At 54.2% G+C, this 17,033-nt stretch carries 16 protein-coding genes; 7 read left to right on the forward strand and 9 right to left on the reverse strand.

Going from position 1 to position 17,033, the window contains the following annotated elements; genetic code table 11:
• Positions 1–13: 13 nt before the first annotated feature.
• The 4 genes from AB1I49_RS10500 to AB1I49_RS10515 all read right to left on the reverse strand — a co-directional run bounded on the left by AB1I49_RS10500 (position 14) and on the right by AB1I49_RS10515 (position 5,061).
• Positions 14–1,174, reverse strand: coding sequence for a hypothetical protein (locus AB1I49_RS10500; RefSeq protein ID WP_407720944.1), 1,161 nt, complete (start codon positions 1,172–1,174; stop codon positions 14–16).
• Positions 1,175–1,186: 12 nt separating this feature from the next.
• Positions 1,187–1,435 carry a hypothetical protein gene (locus AB1I49_RS10505; RefSeq protein ID WP_407720945.1) on the reverse strand — a complete coding sequence of 83 codons (249 nt, stop codon included), beginning with the start codon at positions 1,433–1,435 and terminating at the stop codon, positions 1,187–1,189.
• Positions 1,436–1,727: 292 nt separating this feature from the next.
• The gene (locus AB1I49_RS10510) at positions 1,728–4,190 is read right to left on the reverse strand and encodes an adenosine deaminase (protein WP_407720946.1); all 2,463 of its coding nucleotides are present in this window, start codon (positions 4,188–4,190) and stop codon (positions 1,728–1,730) included.
• A gap of 16 nt (positions 4,191–4,206) precedes the next feature.
• Positions 4,207–5,061: a C39 family peptidase gene (locus tag AB1I49_RS10515; protein ID WP_186834109.1), complete on the reverse strand. Its 855-nt coding sequence runs from the start codon at positions 5,059–5,061 to the stop codon at positions 4,207–4,209.
• A gap of 423 nt (positions 5,062–5,484) precedes the next feature.
• Between AB1I49_RS10515 and trpE the strand changes: the two genes are divergently transcribed.
• From trpE to trpA, 7 genes are read left to right on the forward strand one after another with little or no spacing between them, the layout of a single operon-like run.
• A complete protein-coding gene (trpE, locus tag AB1I49_RS10520; RefSeq protein WP_407721681.1) occupies positions 5,485–6,948 on the forward strand; it encodes an anthranilate synthase component I in 1,464 nt (487 codons plus the stop codon).
• On the forward strand, positions 6,948–7,514 hold the full coding sequence (locus tag AB1I49_RS10525) for an anthranilate synthase component II (protein ID WP_407720947.1): 567 nt from the start codon (positions 6,948–6,950) through the stop codon (positions 7,512–7,514). Before trpE ends, AB1I49_RS10525 begins: the two co-directional genes overlap by 1 nt.
• A gap of 31 nt (positions 7,515–7,545) precedes the next feature.
• Positions 7,546–8,577, forward strand: a complete 1,032-nt coding sequence (gene trpD, locus AB1I49_RS10530) for an anthranilate phosphoribosyltransferase (RefSeq protein ID WP_316612216.1) — start codon at positions 7,546–7,548, stop codon at positions 8,575–8,577.
• Positions 8,574–9,353, forward strand: a complete 780-nt coding sequence (gene trpC, locus AB1I49_RS10535) for an indole-3-glycerol phosphate synthase TrpC (RefSeq protein ID WP_407720948.1) — start codon at positions 8,574–8,576, stop codon at positions 9,351–9,353. Before trpD ends, trpC begins: the two co-directional genes overlap by 4 nt.
• Positions 9,353–9,961 carry a phosphoribosylanthranilate isomerase gene (locus AB1I49_RS10540; protein ID WP_407720949.1) on the forward strand — a complete coding sequence of 203 codons (609 nt, stop codon included), beginning with the start codon at positions 9,353–9,355 and terminating at the stop codon, positions 9,959–9,961. Before trpC ends, AB1I49_RS10540 begins: the two co-directional genes overlap by 1 nt.
• The gene (gene trpB / locus AB1I49_RS10545; protein WP_186833735.1) at positions 9,958–11,148 is read left to right on the forward strand and encodes a tryptophan synthase subunit beta; all 1,191 of its coding nucleotides are present in this window, start codon (positions 9,958–9,960) and stop codon (positions 11,146–11,148) included. The genes AB1I49_RS10540 and trpB overlap by 4 nt, the downstream gene beginning before the upstream one ends.
• Positions 11,141–11,917 carry a tryptophan synthase subunit alpha gene (gene trpA / locus AB1I49_RS10550; protein WP_316611026.1) on the forward strand — a complete coding sequence of 259 codons (777 nt, stop codon included), beginning with the start codon at positions 11,141–11,143 and terminating at the stop codon, positions 11,915–11,917. Before trpB ends, trpA begins: the two co-directional genes overlap by 8 nt.
• A 50-nt stretch (positions 11,918–11,967) precedes the next feature.
• Here trpA and AB1I49_RS10555 read toward each other — a convergent pair whose 3' ends face one another.
• The 5 genes from AB1I49_RS10555 to AB1I49_RS10575 all read right to left on the reverse strand — a co-directional run bounded on the left by AB1I49_RS10555 (position 11,968) and on the right by AB1I49_RS10575 (position 17,026).
• Positions 11,968–13,164: a cation:proton antiporter gene (locus AB1I49_RS10555; RefSeq protein WP_186834045.1), complete on the reverse strand. Its 1,197-nt coding sequence runs from the start codon at positions 13,162–13,164 to the stop codon at positions 11,968–11,970.
• 128 nt (positions 13,165–13,292) lie between these two features.
• On the reverse strand, positions 13,293–14,492 hold the full coding sequence (locus AB1I49_RS10560; protein ID WP_407720950.1) for a GGDEF domain-containing protein: 1,200 nt from the start codon (positions 14,490–14,492) through the stop codon (positions 13,293–13,295).
• 2 nt (positions 14,493–14,494) lie between these two features.
• Positions 14,495–14,683, reverse strand: coding sequence for a hypothetical protein (locus AB1I49_RS10565; protein WP_316610952.1), 189 nt, complete (start codon positions 14,681–14,683; stop codon positions 14,495–14,497).
• 27 nt (positions 14,684–14,710) lie between these two features.
• Positions 14,711–15,919, reverse strand: a complete 1,209-nt coding sequence (locus AB1I49_RS10570; RefSeq protein ID WP_407720951.1) for an EAL domain-containing protein — start codon at positions 15,917–15,919, stop codon at positions 14,711–14,713.
• A gap of 150 nt (positions 15,920–16,069) precedes the next feature.
• A complete protein-coding gene (locus AB1I49_RS10575) occupies positions 16,070–17,026 on the reverse strand; it encodes a serine O-acetyltransferase (protein ID WP_407720952.1) in 957 nt (318 codons plus the stop codon).
• Positions 17,027–17,033 lie beyond the last annotated feature (7 nt).

Raw genomic sequence — 17,033 nt, forward strand, 5'->3', positions numbered from 1 at the left:
TCTGAGGACGATTTTAGAATCGAGGTATAGAGGTTTTCAATCTCGTCACCTGTGCGTATTTCAAGCCCGCGCAGTCTTTCAATGCTCTCCTCGCGCGCCTTTGCGCTGTCGTAGGCGAACTCGTTGGTGGCCTTGGCAATGCGGTTGATTGGATCGTGATGAAGTGGTCGGCAATCCACATCGCGAAAATCATTATCAGCGAGAGAAAGCCGAGGAACAGCGACATAAGTCGCGTCAGAAACGAAACCTCTTCGCCGCGGATACGATCCATCGACATATCCGCCGCCGCGTAACAGAGGTTATCGCCCTCGCCTATCGGATGGTAAACCGTCAGCATCCAGCCGTACTGGTCGTTTGTAATGGCAGGCTCGATCTCTTTGCCCGCAAGAAAGTCGCCGAGCTTCTGCTGCATTGTGATGTTGTGCTCTATCCTTTCGCCGTGCTCGTCAGCCTTCAGATCGGGCGTGTCGAGGTCAAAGACTACGGTGGTGCCGTCCTCGGTGATTTTGTAGACATAGATGTACTTTACATCGGGCACACAGTCGTTGACGCTGTAGAGCATATCCTCGATATCGGCGTACTCCTCGTCATCTCGCCCCTTTTCTATGTAGATGTCGAGCCTGTCGGGATTGATATTGTCCGCCATCATCGAGGTGACGCACTGACCCTCGTTGATATATTCATTTATGGTCGCGTTGTGGAACTGCAGAATGCAGACGACCATCGCCGACACTGCCACGAGGGTAGATGCAATGCCAACGAGCAAAAGCACCTTCGCTCGCAGCGAGAGCTTTTTGCGCTTTACATGGGCGGGAGTCCTGCTGTGGAACGCGATTTGTTCCTTAAAAATCCCGAAGTAGGCGGTGAATTTTTTCGGCAGGAGCTTCCAGAGCAGAAGCGCGGCAAAGGTGGATATCGCCTTGTCGGCAATATCGATCAGGAAGTTCGCCGCCAAGTCCGCCGAAAAGCGGCTCATGCCCGTAAAGCTGATGATGTTCTGCGCGAGCATACCCGCGGCACCCTCGCCCGAGCTGAGACCGTAGAGGAACCACGTAAGCACACCGCCGCCGATTCCGCCGATAACGGAAAAGGTCAGTATGGCGGCGAGCATCTTCGGGAACTTCGTCAGCCAGCCCGTCCGCACAAAGAACGCCGCCGCCCACGCGATAAGCACGCTGATGAAGCATTAGTATGTCGTCATGTTGTCGCCGATTCCGACGATGATGTTGTAAAAGAAGCCCACCGCGATACACGGCAGGTAGCCGCCGACAAGGGCGGTGAGAATCGTGCCGATATTGTCCAGATAGAACGGCAGGTTCAGCCAGCCGTTGATCCTTGTGCCGAGAATATTGAGCAAAATGCCGCAGGCAACCAGACCTACAAACATGAGAAAGCTTCTCTTTTTGCCGATGCGCGCCTGTTGTGAGTCCAGCATAAACAATCCTCCCGTATTTTAGCAAAATACAGCTAATATATAATATAATTTTATTAGGGCACCTCTAAAAATATCCAGCCGCCCATAGGCACAAATCTTTCACAGCATATTCTTGCCAAAACTCCTTGTTATACGTCAGTATGACTTCGTCGTTTTGACAATAATATACTATAAAATATCTGCACCTCTGCACAACTCTATATTTTTAGAGGTGCCCATTAATAATACGCCGTAATGTCAAGAACAATTTTCAGACTGCACAAAAGCGCTCTCCGAAGAAAGCGCTTTATTTTTATATCATCTTTTCCCACACGCGCTGAGCGTCGCGGAGAATCGCCTCAGCCGAATTTTTGTCCTCGATAAAGCTGACGTAGCCCTGAATGGCGCGCGCCTTTTCGCAGAGGATACGCGCGCGGCGGTTGACAAAGATTCTCGCTTCTCTCTTGCCGTTTTTAGCCTCCTGAATGGTGTTCGCGCCTGCGGAGTTGCCGTCGAGAGCGATAACAACGGACGGTCTGCGCTTGAATATCTCGTAGGCGAAGCTCTTGTACAGTCCCATTCGCGTAGGCTCGATTGACACGCGGACGCCGACTCCGCTCTTTTTCAGGCGGCTCGCTTCCGCCCCGGTAATACGCGTCGGGACGATTGCGAACACCTCAAACCGTCCTGCGAGATTCAGCAGCTCGCGCTCGTAGCCAGTCAGGCGGTTGCCGATTACAAAGCAGAACCGCTCCGGGTCAAGGCGGTCTGTCAGCTCCCTGAGCAGCTCGAGCATCGGCTCCTTTACGCGGGTCGCGTGACGGTTGCTGTTGAAGCTGCCGCCGAGTACTACAACGGGCACCTTGTCCGTCGGGATTTCACGAATCTGTCCGCTCAGGCACTCGGCGCTGTCGAGCTTCTGCGGCGCAATCACGATCGCCGCCTTCTCGGGCACGGCTTCGGCTATTTTTTCGCTCAGATACTTTTCAACGTCGTCGCCGTCAAGCAGCTTATCGAACGCCTTTGTTTTTTCAAAATAATCATGCATGCTCGTCTCGCGGACTACCTCCTCGGCGTGCTTCATCGCGCACATATCGTCGTAGGAAAGGTCGAGAAGCCGCTCGAGCGCGAGCTGTTCGTCGATGGAATCGGTTCCGTAGAGCGCGCCGCCGTCGGTGCCCTGAACGCAGAATACTCCGCCGCGCAGGTACTGGCGTATCGGGTGGTTCTCCAGCGAGCTGAGGTTGTTCAGCCGCACGTTTGAGGTGAGCTGGAACTCGAGCACAACGAGATTTTCGCGCAGCGAATCGATCAGCTGTCTGCCCTTTGCGGAACGGAGATTTGCCGTGTAAAGTCCGTGACCTATACGCAGGCGCGGCATGGGCTGACCCTCGGCGAGAGCCTCGCGCACGCACTCGAGAGAATTTGCCACGTTGTCGCGCAGCCCGTCGTTCTCGCCCGCGTGAATCCGTATCACAAACTCCCTGTGCTCGGATGCGATTTTCACAAGCTCCTCAATCACGGCGCGCAGGTCGCGGATATCGTTGATTTCCTCGCCGACGATGTCGCTGCCCGCGACGTAGGGGTCGGCGGCAATGGCGCGGATAACGCAGAGCTGCCGCTGTGTGTCCTCAAGCGCGCCCGCCTTGTCGCGCACGATAGTCAGAGGAATACGCCGCAGCGCCGCCAGAAATCTTATCGTCACGCCCGTTTCGCGCTCAACCTTAGGCAGAACATCATGAGCCTGTGCGAGGGTGTGAGCCGCCGCCTCGGGCTTTGCAAGGCTCGTGTCGGAGATTTCAAGATAGCTCACTCCGCGCTTCTTGGCACAGCGCGCGATCCACAGCAGCTTGTTCTGAAACAGCGACAAGCCCTTGTACTCCGGGCTTTCGTCGTCAAGAATCATCTGCCCGATCGCCGAAATGATATCCGCATCGGGGATATCGCGGTAGTTTTTCAGCTCAATTTTTTCGTCCGAGATAACGCCCTTCGTGAAAACGTAGCGGTAGAGATATACCTTCTCGAGATTTGTGAACACCGCCTGACCGTCCTTGAGGATAGTCAGCGAGGCGCGGATTTTCGGTATGTTGAACGCCGCATTCTCAAGGTTGTTGAGAATGAAGTCGGCGAAGTTTATAAACGTGTTGTCGTCAATTTTCCGGGTGAGGTACTTGCCGCTCAGTCCGCAGTTTTCGAACCTCTTGACGGCTTCCCTTCTGGCTTCCTCAAGCCTTTGCCGCTGCCCGTCGGTACAGCGGAGCTTTAGTTTCTTTATGTAATAGAGCGGATATCTGATCTGGTGGTACACGCCGATGGCGATCAGCAAATCCGCGTCGAGGTTCGCGCTCATGTGGGTGTGAAGGTCGGTGCGGAATTTATACTCTCGGCGGATATATGTCTTGACGAGGGTTTTCTTCACGTCGAGGCGGTAGTCCTTCGTCTGGCTCATGAGCGTTTTTGAAATAGCGGGAATGTACGCCTTTCGCTCGATTTCGCCGTCGGGATAGATGTTTGCTACCTTTGTGTCGGCAAGACGCAGCACGTACACCTCGCGGTTGCGCTCGTCGACGTAGCAGGGAACCTCCCCGCGTATGACCTTCAGCCCGTCGTCACCTTTACTCAGCGGCAGCGAGCATAGGTTTGCAAGGTTAGTGATAAGGTTGCCCTTCGCGTGGTTAGGAGTGCGCAGAATGTAGCTCATACCGCCGTCTGTCAGCTCAAGCTCGACGATGATGTCCTTTTCCTTGTCAAGATAAAATTTTCCGAAATACGCCATATTGCCACACCTCCGTTCAATTCTCTTTATCTGCCGCGTTCAGCACAACAGCCTGAGAGCCGAGCTCCTTAAAAACGCGCTCGCACTGTTCTTTATTGTAGCTTACTGTAATTCCCTCGAGCGAATCGGCATAATAATAGTATTCGTCATCGTAGCCCGTCAGCAGCATGCAGTGCTCGGTAGTCGGCCATGAAAACTCGTCGCCGATTTCGGTTGTGGCGTTCTCGTCAACATAATCCACCGTCCATGTAATAAATTTCTCGGGCAGCTCCATATCGGTCGTGACCCAGACCATCACGGGGTTGTCGCGCGAGATATAACGCTCACAAAGCTCTGCGAGGGTCAGACCGCGCTCGACCTCCGCTTCGGCTTCGGAATCATTGTCTGCGAGATAATCGTTTATCGCTCGCTTGAGCACGGGGGCATATGCTCCGTAGCCGAACTCGGGCTCGCCCGCGAAGGCGCTGTTCAGATCGGGGCCGTAGTAGCCGTCGCCGTCGGAATAATTCGTGCTTTTCGGGACGTACTTTTCGGCGAATTCAAGCTCGTCTGCCTCGTAGCCGTAGTAATGCAGCAGCGTCACCGCGGCGTAGACCTCGCAGCCGGATTCAAGCTCGTCCTGAAACATCGCTTCAATATCGATTTTGTGTCCGTCGGCAGCAGGCTCGTCCGCAGTCGCGGCTGACGTCACGGGCGGCACAGTGGTTACGGGCTGAGTCGGTTCATCTTTTGTTGCGGGAACCTCGACATTCACTTCCTTCCCCGATGAACCGATAAAAGCAGGTAAGGCAGCGCAGATGAGGAACAGGACAAGCGTCAGAAACAGCACAAACACCATTCTGACTCTCCGTTTGCGAACGTAATGTTTCATCATGAACCCTCCTCTGCCGATAATAAAAATATTATAGCAAAAGCTATCGGGCTTGTCTACAAAAGATATCAAAAACCTATTGACTTTTTACTTCCGCCGTGCTATAATTCAAACAATTTAATAAACTAAACCGTTGAAGCGGAGATAACGGCAATTATGCCTCTACAGAGAGCCCGCGGCGCTGAGAGCCGGGTGAGAAACAGCTTGTCAAATGGACCGCGGAGGGCGCAGTCAAACGTGTTTTTCGCACGGAGTATTCTGCGACGTTGAAGGCAGACGTAATTTGCCGGGGATATGCAGGTATCCCGCTAAGCGCACGGGTCGTTCCGTGAAATTAAGGTGGCACCGCGGATAATTTTGTTATTCGTCCTTAACAGAACTTGTATCTGTTAAGGATTTTTTGTTTTTTAGGAGGTCATTATGATGAAGGTCTTACCCACGCTTTCCGAAGCACTGGAAATCGCGGCAAACGGCAAATACGACGTACTGCCGCTGAGCTGCGAGCTGCTCTCGGACTTCACCACCCCGATCGAGGCGATGAGAATACTCAAGGCTGTATCGACGCACTGCTACATGCTCGAATCCGCGCAGGCAAACGACCGATGGGGACGCTACACCTTCCTCGGCTTTGACCCGAAAATGGAAATCACCTGCATCGACGGCGAAATGAAGGCAGGCAATACCGTTATGCATACCGACAACCCGTCAGACTATCTCCGCTCGCTTTTGGCGAAATACAAGAGCCCGCGCTTTGATTACCTTCCGCCGTTCACAGGCGGTTTGGTAGGCTACTTCTCCTACGACTACCTCGGCTACAGCGAGCCGAGCGTAAAGCGCGAGGTCGAGGACAGCGAGGCGTTCAAGGACGTTGACCTCATGCTCTTCGACAAGGTCATCGCCTTTGACAACGTGCGGCAGAAAATCATTCTTATCGCAAACATGCGCATTGAGGACGGCAGCGACGGCTACAACAGAGCCGCAGAAGAGCTGCAGAAGCTCGCCGACCTGCTCAAGAACGGCAAAAAGTCTCAGGAAAAGAGCGGCAGGCTCAAGGGCGAGGTCACACCGCTGTTCAATAAGGAAGAGTACTGCGCGATGGTCGAACGCGCGAAGAACCATATCCGCGAGGGAGACATCTTCCAGATAGTGCTCTCGAACCGTTTGAGCGCGACATTTGAGGGCAGCCTGCTCAACACCTACAGGGTGCTGCGGACAATAAACCCGTCGCCTTATATGTTTTACTTCTCCGGCACGGACGTCGAGGTCGCCGGAGCTTCTCCCGAAACACTCGTAAAGCTCGAGGACGGAGTTCTCCACACCTTCCCTCTCGCGGGCACAAGACCGCGCGGCAAGACAGAGAAGGAAGATCTGGCACTTGAGCGCGAGCTGCTCGCAGACGAAAAAGAGCTTGCCGAGCACAATATGCTCGTCGACTTAGGGCGTAATGACCTCGGAAAAATCAGCACATTCGGCACGGTTTCGGTCGAAAAGCTCCACTCCATCGAGCGGTACTCACACGTAATGCACATCGGCTCGACCGTTCGCGGAGAGATACGTCCCGACAAGGACGCGCTTGACGCAATCGAGGCTGTACTCCCCGCGGGAACCCTTTCGGGCGCGCCGAAAATCCGAGCCTGTCAGCTGATAGGCGAGCTTGAGAACAATAAGCGCGGCATCTACGGCGGCGCGATAGGATACATCGACTTCACGGGCAACATGGACACCTGCATCGCTATCCGCATCGCCTACAAGAAGAACGGCAAGGTATTCGTCAGAAGCGGCGCGGGTATCGTCGCGGACTCCAACCCCGAAAAGGAATTTGAAGAGTGCCTGAACAAGGCGAAGTCGTCCTTACGTGCTCTCGAACTGGCGCAGGAGGTGGAATAATGGTATTACTTATCGACAACTACGACAGCTTTTCATACAACCTCTACCAGTACGTCGGCGAGCTTGAGCCGAACATCAGGGTTATCCGCAACGACGAGCTGACGGTTGAGGAAATACGCGCGCTGAACCCCGACAGGATCATTCTCTCGCCGGGTCCCGGACGTCCCGAGGACGCGGGAGTTATTATCGACGTTGTAAAGCAGCTCGGCGGCGAGATCCCGATTCTCGGCGTTTGCCTAGGGCATCAGGCCATCTGCGCGGCATACGGCGCGACAGTCACCTACGCAAAGCAGCTCATGCACGGAAAGCAGAGCGACGTCCGGTTCGACAATACATGTCCGCTCTTTAAGAACTGTCCCGAAACAGCGCCCGTCGCGAGATATCACTCTCTCGCGGCTGACGCGGACACGATTCCCGACTGCCTCAGAATCACCGCGAGGACGACCGACAGCGAGGTAATGGCGGTTCAGCACAATGAGTACGCGGTATACGGGGTACAGTTCCACCCCGAGTCAATAATGACGCCCGACGGCAAGCAGATGCTTGAGGACTTTATACACGGTTAATATTTTGGGTTATAGAAAGTGAGAAATAATTATGATCAAAGAAGCAATCGTCAAAATCGTAAACAAGGAAGATCTGACATACGCCGAAGCCTATGAGGTCATGAACGAAATCATGAACGGCGACACCACGCCCACACAGAACGCGGCTTTCCTCGCGGCTCTCTCGACAAAGAGCGCGAAGGCTGAGACCACCGACGAAATCGCGGGCTGCGCGGCTGCTATGCGCGACCACGCGACGAAGGTAGAAACAGGCATGGACGTGTTTGAAATCGTCGGCACGGGCGGCGACAACGCGCACAGCTTCAACATCTCCACCACCTCGGCGCTCGTAGCTGCGGCAGGCGGTATGAAGGTCGCGAAGCACGGCAACCGCGCCGCATCCTCGAGCAGCGGCACCGCCGACTGTCTTGAAGCCCTCGGCGTCAACATCAACCAAAGCCCCGAGAGATGCGTCGAGCTTCTTAACGAAGCCGGAATGTGCTTTTTCTTCGCGCAGAAGTACCACACCTCTATGAAGTACGTCGGCGCAATCCGCCGTGAGCTCGGCTTCCGCACCGTTTTCAACATTCTCGGACCGCTCACCAACCCCTCTTCTCCGAAAATGCAGCTTCTCGGCGTTTACGACGCGTACCTCGTTGAGCCGCTTGCTCAGGTTCTTATCAGCCTCGGCGTAAAGCGCGGCATGGTTGTCTACGGCACCGACAAGCTCGACGAAATCTCTCTCAGCGCGCCGACAAAGATCTGCGAAATCAAGGACGGCTGGTACAAGTCCTACACAATAAAGCCCGAGGACTTCGGCTTTGAGCGCTGCACAAAGGACGACCTCAAGGGCGGCGCACCCGAGGAAAACGCTCAGATCACACGCGATATTCTCTCGGGCATGCAGGGCCACAAGCGCAACGCCGTTCTTCTCAACGCGGGCGCGGCTCTGTACATCGGCGGCAAGGCGGAATCCTTCGGCGACGGCGTGAAATTAGCCGCAGAGCTGATTGATTCAGGCAAGGCTCTCGAGACGCTCGAAAAGGTCATCGAAGTCAGCAACCGCCCCGAGGAGAACGCATGAATATCTTGGATAAGCTAGCCGCGCACGCAAAGAAACGCTGTGACGAGGCAAAGGAATATATTTCTCTTGAAGAATTAAGAAAGTTGGCCGCCGCTACGCCAAAGGGCAGCTTCGAATTCGAAAAGGCTCTGAGAAATCCGGGAATCTCGTTCATCTGCGAGTGCAAAAAGGCCTCACCTTCAAAGGGACTTATCGCGCCCGACTTTCCCTATCTAAAAATCGCTAAGGAGTACGAACGCGCGGGCGCGGACTGCATCTCCGTGCTGACCGAGCCGAAGTGGTTCTTGGGCAGCGACGAGTATCTCAGGGAAATCGCGGCCGAGGTTAAAATCCCATGTCTGCGCAAGGACTTCACTGTGGACGAGTACATGATTTACGAGGCAAAGCTGTTCGGCGCGTCTGCGGTGCTTCTTATCGCGGCGCTGCTGCCCGAGAGTCAGCTGAAGGAATACATATGTATCTGCGACGAGCTTGGTCTGTCCGCGCTTGTCGAAACCCACAACGAAGCCGAGGTCGACGACGCGATTACCGCAGGTGCGAGAATAATCGGAGTCAACAACCGCAACCTCAAGGACTTCTCCGTCGACACTGAAAACAGCAAAAGACTGAGAAAGCTGATTCCGCGTGATATTCTGTTCGTGGCGGAGAGCGGAGTAAAGACGCCTGCCGACGTACGCTCGCTCAGGGCAATCGGCGCTGACGCGGTGCTTGTCGGCGAAACGCTGATGAGAGCTGAGGACAAAACACAAAAACTAAACGAACTGAGGGGTATATAATGACAAAAATCAAGCTGTGCGGACTTTCCCGCATTGAAGATATAGAAGCAGCAAATATGCTCAAGCCCGACTTCATCGGCTTTGTTTTCGCTTCAAAGAGCAAACGCCGCGTGTCACACCTTAAGGCGGCTGAGCTCAAGAGCAAGCTCAATCCCGAGACAAAGGCTGTGGGCGTGTTCCTCGACGACGACCTCGACACAGTAGGCGCGCTGATGAACCTCGGCATCGTCGACATGGTTCAGCTCCACGGCAGCGAGGACGAGGAATATATCGCAAAGCTGCGCGCAATCACCGACAAACCGATAATCAAGGCGTTCATAATCAACAACGAGAACGACGTCAGGCTCGCCGAGGAAAGCTCAGCGGACTACATTTTGCTCGACGGCGGCAAGGGTGAGGGCAGAGCCTTCAACTGGAAGCTGCTTGAGGAGATCAAGCGCCCGTTCTTTCTCGCTGGCGGACTGAACACGGACAACGCCGAGGCGGCAGTCGCCGACCTTCACCCCTTCGCGGTGGACGTCAGCACGGGCATCGAAACAGACGGCGTTAAGGACAAGGAAAAAATGACAGCATTTGTCGCCGCCGTCAGAAAGGGAGAAGCAAGATGACAAATCCACACGGACGCTTCGGCATTCACGGCGGGCAGTACATTCCCGAAACTCTTATGAACGCTGTGATTGAGCTGGAGGAAGCCTACAATCACTACAAAAACGACCCCGAATTCAACCGCGAGCTCACCGAGCTGCTCAACGACTACGCCGGCAGACCGTCGCGGCTCTACTACGCCGAGAAGATGACCAAAGACCTCGGCGGCGCGAAAATATACCTCAAGCGCGAGGACTTAAACCATACGGGCGCGCACAAAATCAACAACGTGCTCGGTCAGGCGCTTCTCGCCAAAAAGATGGGCAAGACAAGACTTATCGCAGAAACAGGCGCGGGTCAGCACGGCGTAGCGACCGCAACCGCCGCCGCTCTCATGGGTATGGAGTGCGTGGTTTTCATGGGCGAAGAGGATACGATCCGTCAAGCGCTCAACGTGTACCGCATGCGCCTGCTAGGTGCTGAGGTAATCGCCGTCAAGAGCGGCACCAGAACCCTCAAGGACGCTGTCAGCGAGGCGATGCGCGAGTGGACGACGAGAATCTCCGACACTCACTACTGTCTTGGCTCCGTCATGGGACCCCACCCCTTCCCCACGATTGTCCGCGATTTTCAGGCGGTTATCTCAAAGGAAATCAAGGAGCAAATGCTCGAGAAGGAGGGCAGACTGCCCGACGCTGTTATCGCCTGCGTAGGCGGCGGCTCGAATGCTATCGGCAGCTTCTATAACTTCATCGACGACAAGGACGTCCGTCTGATCGGCTGCGAAGCGGCAGGAAGAGGTATCGACACCTTCGAAACCGCCGCGACGATCTCGACAGGCAGACTCGGCATTTTCCACGGCATGAAGTCGTATTTCTGTCAGGACGCGGACGGTCAGATCGCGCCTGTTTATTCGATTTCGGCAGGTCTTGACTACCCCGGAGTAGGCCCCGAGCACGCGTATCTTTACGACATCGGCAGAGCTGAGTACGTAGCCATCACCGACGACGAGGCTGTTAACGCCTTTGAGTACCTTTCGAGAACCGAGGGAATCATTCCCGCTATCGAGTCATCTCACGCGCTGGCTCACGCCATAAAGCTCGCGCCGACACTCAGTAAGGACAAGATAATCGTCGTCACCGTCTCGGGCAGAGGCGACAAGGACTGCGCGGCAATCGCGCGCTACAGAGGGGAGGATATTTATGAGTAATATCGCGAAGGCGTTCCAAAACGGCAAGGCGTTCATTCCGTTCATCACCTGCGGCGACCCCGACCTGACGACAACCGCCGCGGCGGTGAGAGAGGCGGTAAAAAACGGCGCGGATTTGATTGAGCTGGGTATTCCGTTCTCAGACCCCACAGCCGAAGGCCCCGTTATTCAGGGCGCTAATCTCCGCGCGCTCAACGGCGGGATAAACACCGACATGATTTTCTCGTTCGTGCGCGGACTGCGTACAGACGTTAAGGTTCCGATGGTATTCATGACCTACGCGAACGTCGTGTTTTCCTACGGCACGGAGAAGTTCATCTCCACCTGCGCCGAAATCGGCATTGACGGCTTGATTCTGCCCGACATTCCCTATGAGGAAAAGGACGAGTTCCTGCCTGTCTGCCATCAGTACGGCGTGGACTTGATTTCGCTTATCGCTCCGACCTCCGAGAACCGCGTCGGAATGATCGCGAAGGAAGCCGAGGGCTTTATCTACCTCGTGTCGAGCCTCGGCGTAACGGGTGTGCGCAGTCAGATCAACACCGACCTCACAGACATCGTCAGAACTATCCGTGAGAACACAGGCGTGCCCTGTGCGATAGGCTTCGGCATCTCGACTCCTGAACAGGCAAAGGCAATGGCAGCGCTTTCGGATGGTGCGATCGTCGGCTCGGCGATTGTCAGACTGCTCGAAAAGCACGGCAAGGAAGCGCCCAAGTACATCGGCGAATATGTAAGGTCGATGAAGGACGCGATAAGGGATTTATAATTTAAAAGCGTAAAGCGCCGCGGTACAAGCCACGGCGCTGATTTTTTGCATTAATTCTGTTGTAACAGGCGCTTCTGGGAAACGTCTATGCCTATCGCTCCCATCGGGGCGGTGATCAGTATCGCGAGCACCGCGACGGAGAGGATAATCTTGCCGCAGGGCAGTCCCATCGACAGCGGCACCGCTCCGATCGAAGCCTGAACCGTCGCCTTCGGAAGATATGCGATCACACAGAACAGCCTCTCCTTCGCGGAGAGCGGAGTACCGAGCACGCATAGTATCACGCCGACCGTGCGGAACGCCAGAGCAATGAAAATCATCGCTATCGCCATGGCTCCTGCCGAGAGCGTGTAGCGGATATCGACCGCCGCGCCTACGAGAACAAAGAGCAGCACCTCGGCGGCAATCCAGAGCTTTCCGAAGGTTCCGGACAGGCTCTGTGACTCTGTCTGTTCGGCTCTGAGCTTTATCAGGCAAGCCATCGCGACCACCGCGAGCAGCCCCGACACCGCGACGTAGTTTTTCAGCCAGCCCTCCGCCGTCATCAGCAGGAAGGCAACCGATAGTATGATAATGACCTTGACGCTGCCGTTCAATTTGAAGCTGCGCTTCTTAGCGAACTCAAAAAGCAGATACAGCAGGAACCCTGCCGCCGCGCCGAACAAAACGCCGAGCACGATCGACACGGGAATATTGACAAGGTGCCACAGCGGAGCCGACTCGCCCTGAGCCATCGTCAGGAAGGTGCTGAACAGGACGATGACAAAAACGTCGTCGCAGGAGGCGCCCGCGAGTATCATCTGAGGAATGCTCTTTTCGGTACCGCGCCTGTCCTCAATAAGCTGTATCATCCGCGGCACGACCACTGCAGGAGAAACCGCGCTGAGTACCGCGCCCATGAGCAGCGCCTCGATGTGACTTAGTCCGAGCAGCAGCGGCGCAAAGCAGAAATAGCCGAGGATTTCAAGGCAGGCAGGCACAAACGACATCATAACAGCCGGACGGCCTACCTTCTTGAGGTCGGCGAGGTTGAGCGTCAGTCCGGCGCGTATGAGAATGATGATCAGAGCCATCTGCCTGAGCTGTGATGATATCCCGAGAATCGTCGGGTCGAGAAGGTCTAGCACATACGGCCCGAGGACGATACCCGTCGCAATCATGCCGATTATGCGCGGCAGTCTGATTGCGTTGAAGATAGCGGCGGCGGAAAAGCCGACCAGAAATATTAAGGCAAGCGACAAAAGCATACCCATTCCCCCAAAATTATTTACTGATACCATTATACCAGATACAACCGCGTTTGTCCATACAAAAAGCCGCCCGAAAACGGACGGCTTATAATTTACTCATTTACGGCTTCTTCCTGCCGGTGGAGTTATTTCAGCTCGCTCTTGCGCAGATACATCTGCCTGTCGGCGCGCTCAAATATGTCTCTGATCTTGCGGTCGCTTTCCTTTTTGAAAACAGCCATACCCGAGGCGACAACAACCTTGCCCGAGCGTTGGTTTTCTTCGGACTGATGGTCAAATGCCGCGAGCAGCTTTTCACGGTTGCCATAGTCCCCGCCCTCCAGAATCACGGCAAATTCGTCGCCGCCGATGCGGTAAACGGGACTGTTTTCGAAGAATTCGCTTATCATCATTGAAGCAGTATAGATATAGATATCTCCCGTATCGTGACCGAGGTTGTCGTTTACGGATTTGAGGTCGTTGACATCGAACACTACGACGCCCAGCTCTTTCACCAGACCGCTGCGGATTTTTTTGTTCAGCTTTTCCTCGTCCTCGATATATGCCTGCTTACTCTTTACGCCCGTCAGAGGATCGGTGTAAATTTTTTTCTTCGCCGAGCCCAGCTCTCGGATCTGCTCCTGCTCGCGCCTGAGCGTTTCCTCAAGCTCCCTGCGCTGCTCCTCCTTTTCGTCCTCGACGACGAAGGAATGAAGCAGACTGCTGCTGAACAAGAAGCCCATCGAATACAGCGGCATCATCGGGTAGTACATCTGCACGACGATAAGCGCCGCCATTCCCGCTCCGCTGAGCACCACTGTGCGTCGCAGACGCTTTGCCGCAAGCTCGTTTTTCGCCTTTGCGACGAAGGTATACACCGACACCATCATAAACAAAATTACCTGAAGCACAAGCGTTACATAGCGCGCGACTCCTGCGTGATAGACGCCGTCTCCGTCAACCGTAAACAGAATCGGCACGAAGAAATTGACTGCTAGCATCACGACAACGCATACGAACATTGCTATCCCCGCTATGGATATGGCGGTGCGCAGCGTATTCTTATCGTTCATATAAACGACGATGTAGCGCGTCCAGAGCAAAAATCCCAGCGTCATTGTCAGGAAGAACATCACCGTGTCCGCATACAGAGGCAACGCAAGAGGGCATTCGTTGAAGAAGCCCCATAGCATGTCCGTCACACAGAAAACTAGCATTCCGAAGATATAATCGCGGTACTCACGTCTGGCGGGCACAACGGTGTGCTCGCTGCAGCGCCAGAGCATATCGTGGTTGATAATAAGCTGAATTACAATAGCCAATATTCCGATGAGTGAATAATACACTGCTAATCACCTCCGTCGGTACGTTCGCCTCCGTCAGCGCGGATTTCCATGTTTGTAACTCCTATGATAAGCTGCGGCCCGTCGGACTCCTCGATAAGCGCCGCCTTGAGACAAACCCTCACAGGTCTGCCACCGAACATAATACGGTAGTACAGCTTGAAGCGATTGTCTTTTGTTTCGATTATCGCCATCGGCACGGTGTTGAAGTAGTGCTCAAATCACTCTTGATCTTCGTTCGAGAGAATAGCGAGGTCGTATAGATTGATCTTGCCGACGGCGGCGTAGTAACCCGACTCCTCGGGATTTTCAAAGCCGATCTGTATGACCTTTTGGTAGCGCTCGAGGATCTTCTCAAACGGAATCGGGCGGCAGAAGTAGTAGCCCTGCATCATGGTACAGCCGATTTCGCGCAGGAAATCAGCCTGCTCCTTTGTTTCAACGCCCTCGCATACGGTGTCGACTCCGAGCGAAATCGCCATTCGGATAAGCTCTGTGAGCATTATCCTGCTCTTCTCGCTCGTGTTAAACTCCTTCATGAAACGCATATCGAATTTTATCAGGTCAAAGCGGATACTCTGCAAAACATCAAGAGTCGAGTAGCCGCTGCCGAAATCGTCCATCCAAACGCGGAAGCCCAAACTGCGGAAGCGCTCAATCTGTGATTTCATAAATTCAAAATCGCTGCCGATGACGCTCTCGGTCACCTCAATATTTATCTTGTCGCGGCTAAGACCTGCGGCGTCAACGCGCCTGCGGATTTCCTCGACGATGTCGCAGGAGGTAAAATCAGCGCGTGACAGGTTGACCGATTCCGATACGACATAAAGTCCCGCCTCACCCTGCTTTTTCATTTTTTCAAGCACCTGTTCGGTGACGAATAAATCCAGCTTTCTCCATTCGTGGGCAAGCTCAAAGAAATACGACATATTCGGCAGGCCTGTCAGATAATCGAAATAATTTCCCTTTATCATGTTCTCCTCACGCACGGTTCTCTCCATCGCAGCGCTCAGAGAGGTTTTATTATCTTCGTTTTCCGTGGTGTATGTACCCTCGTAGGCATACCAAATGTACGCGAGCGTCACTCCGTCTTCTGTCCTGATGTGCTCGCCGATTGCGTGAACAATCATGTAATCCGTGCGTTTATGCGTCAGAGTGCGGTATACAACCTCATAATTTCCGCCCTCGATAGCAAAGCGGTACGCCGCGTCCGCGGCTCTTGCCCTGTCCTCGGGGTGTGTGGCACGGTACATATCGTGATCCATGACATAATACGCGTCGTCCTTGTTGTCAAAGCCGAACAGCTCGCAGAAGCCGTCGGAAAGCAGTATCGTCACAACTCTTTTGTCTATAAACTGATAAACGGCGAGAGGTACCCGCAGCTTTTCAAGGGCCGCTTTCGTCGCGCTGTCAAACTGATATTTCTCCATTTCGCACCAACCTCTCCACACGAATGTATATATATTAATCATAAGAGTTTTAGGCGCTTTGTCAATTAATTATGTAAAATTCAAACAAAAAGCGTATGACAAAACGGCTCCCTGGCAACGGGAGCCGTTTAAATTATCTTTTATTCTGAATCAAATCACATAGAACCACGCGTCGTCAAGCTCGACGTCCTTGCGCTCGACAGGGTGTTTGGAGTCGTAGTTGTACATCAGCTCCTGGCTCTTTACGCTGACCTTGGCTCCCTCGGGAATCGAGGTCGTGATGAACGCGTTGCCGCCGACGACTACGTTCTTGCCGACAACGGTCTCGCCGCCCAAAATCGACGCTCCGGAATAGATCGTCACGTTGTCGCAGATGGTGGGGTGACGCTTCTTGCCGCGAAGGTTCTGACCGCCCCGGGTCGAGAGCGCGCCGAGGGTAACGCCCTGATAAATCTTGACGTTGTTGCCGATTTCGGTAGTCTCGCCGATAACGATACCCGTGCCGTGGTCGATAAAGAAATACTTGCCGATAGTCGTGCCGGGGTGAATATCGATACCCGTCAGGCTGTGGGCATGCTCGGTCATGATTCGCGGAATCATCGGCACGCCAAGCAAAAACAGTTCGTGAGCCACTCTGCTCGTAAATATCGCGAACAGCCCGGGGTAGGTGCAGATGATCTCGTCCTTGTTGTAAGCGGCAGGGTCGCCGTCGTAAGCCGCCTGAATGTCGGTTTCGATGTACTCGCGGATTTTCGGTATGGTATCGAGAAACCTGAAGGTGATTTCCTCAGACGCCTTCGCGATCGTCGTGTCGTCAGCGTCGCTGTACTCTGGCGCGTATCTGAGCACGATCGAGGTCTGCTTGATGAGGTTGTAGATGATATCCTCGAGCAGTATTGATATATTGTTGCGCACAGTGTAGGTGCGGTAATTTCTGTTTCTGTAATAGCCCGGGTAGATGACTATCCTCAGCTTCTCGAGGATATCGATAACGACGTCCCTGTCCGGGTACTCGAACATCTTGATTTCGTCGATGACCCTGCCCTTGCCGTAATCGTCCATCAGGCTTTCGGTCAGTCTGTTGATTTTATACTCTATATCAGCCATAGCTCTT

It is taken from the genome of Ruminococcus sp. NATIVEDY160 (genome assembly GCF_045819885.1).
In the GTDB taxonomy this organism is placed as follows: Bacteria; Bacillota; Clostridia; order Oscillospirales; family Acutalibacteraceae; genus Ruminococcoides.

Excerpts from the sequence above, each read along its gene's own strand:
- trpA (WP_316611026.1), top strand. The coding sequence starts at position 11,141 with ATGAGTAATATCGCGAAGGCGTTCCAAAACGGCAAGGCGTTCATTCCG.
- trpE (WP_407721681.1), top strand. The coding sequence starts at position 5,485 with ATGAAGGTCTTACCCACGCTTTCCGAAGCACTGGAAATCGCGGCAAAC.
- AB1I49_RS10540 (WP_407720949.1), top strand. The coding sequence starts at position 9,353 with ATGACAAAAATCAAGCTGTGCGGACTTTCCCGCATTGAAGATATAGAA.
- AB1I49_RS10565 (WP_316610952.1), bottom strand. The coding sequence starts at position 14,683 with ATGGCGATAATCGAAACAAAAGACAATCGCTTCAAGCTGTACTACCGT.
- trpB (WP_186833735.1), top strand. The coding sequence starts at position 9,958 with ATGACAAATCCACACGGACGCTTCGGCATTCACGGCGGGCAGTACATT.
- trpD (WP_316612216.1), top strand. The coding sequence starts at position 7,546 with ATGATCAAAGAAGCAATCGTCAAAATCGTAAACAAGGAAGATCTGACA.
- AB1I49_RS10570 (WP_407720951.1), bottom strand. The coding sequence starts at position 15,919 with ATGGAGAAATATCAGTTTGACAGCGCGACGAAAGCGGCCCTTGAAAAG.
- AB1I49_RS10575 (WP_407720952.1), bottom strand. The coding sequence starts at position 17,026 with ATGGCTGATATAGAGTATAAAATCAACAGACTGACCGAAAGCCTGATG.
- AB1I49_RS10505 (WP_407720945.1), bottom strand. The coding sequence starts at position 1,435 with ATGCTGGACTCACAACAGGCGCGCATCGGCAAAAAGAGAAGCTTTCTC.
- AB1I49_RS10510 (WP_407720946.1), bottom strand. The coding sequence starts at position 4,190 with ATGGCGTATTTCGGAAAATTTTATCTTGACAAGGAAAAGGACATCATC.
- AB1I49_RS10525 (WP_407720947.1), top strand. The coding sequence starts at position 6,948 with ATGGTATTACTTATCGACAACTACGACAGCTTTTCATACAACCTCTAC.
- trpC (WP_407720948.1), top strand. The coding sequence starts at position 8,574 with ATGAATATCTTGGATAAGCTAGCCGCGCACGCAAAGAAACGCTGTGAC.
- AB1I49_RS10515 (WP_186834109.1), bottom strand. The coding sequence starts at position 5,061 with ATGAAACATTACGTTCGCAAACGGAGAGTCAGAATGGTGTTTGTGCTG.
- AB1I49_RS10555 (WP_186834045.1), bottom strand. The coding sequence starts at position 13,164 with ATGCTTTTGTCGCTTGCCTTAATATTTCTGGTCGGCTTTTCCGCCGCC.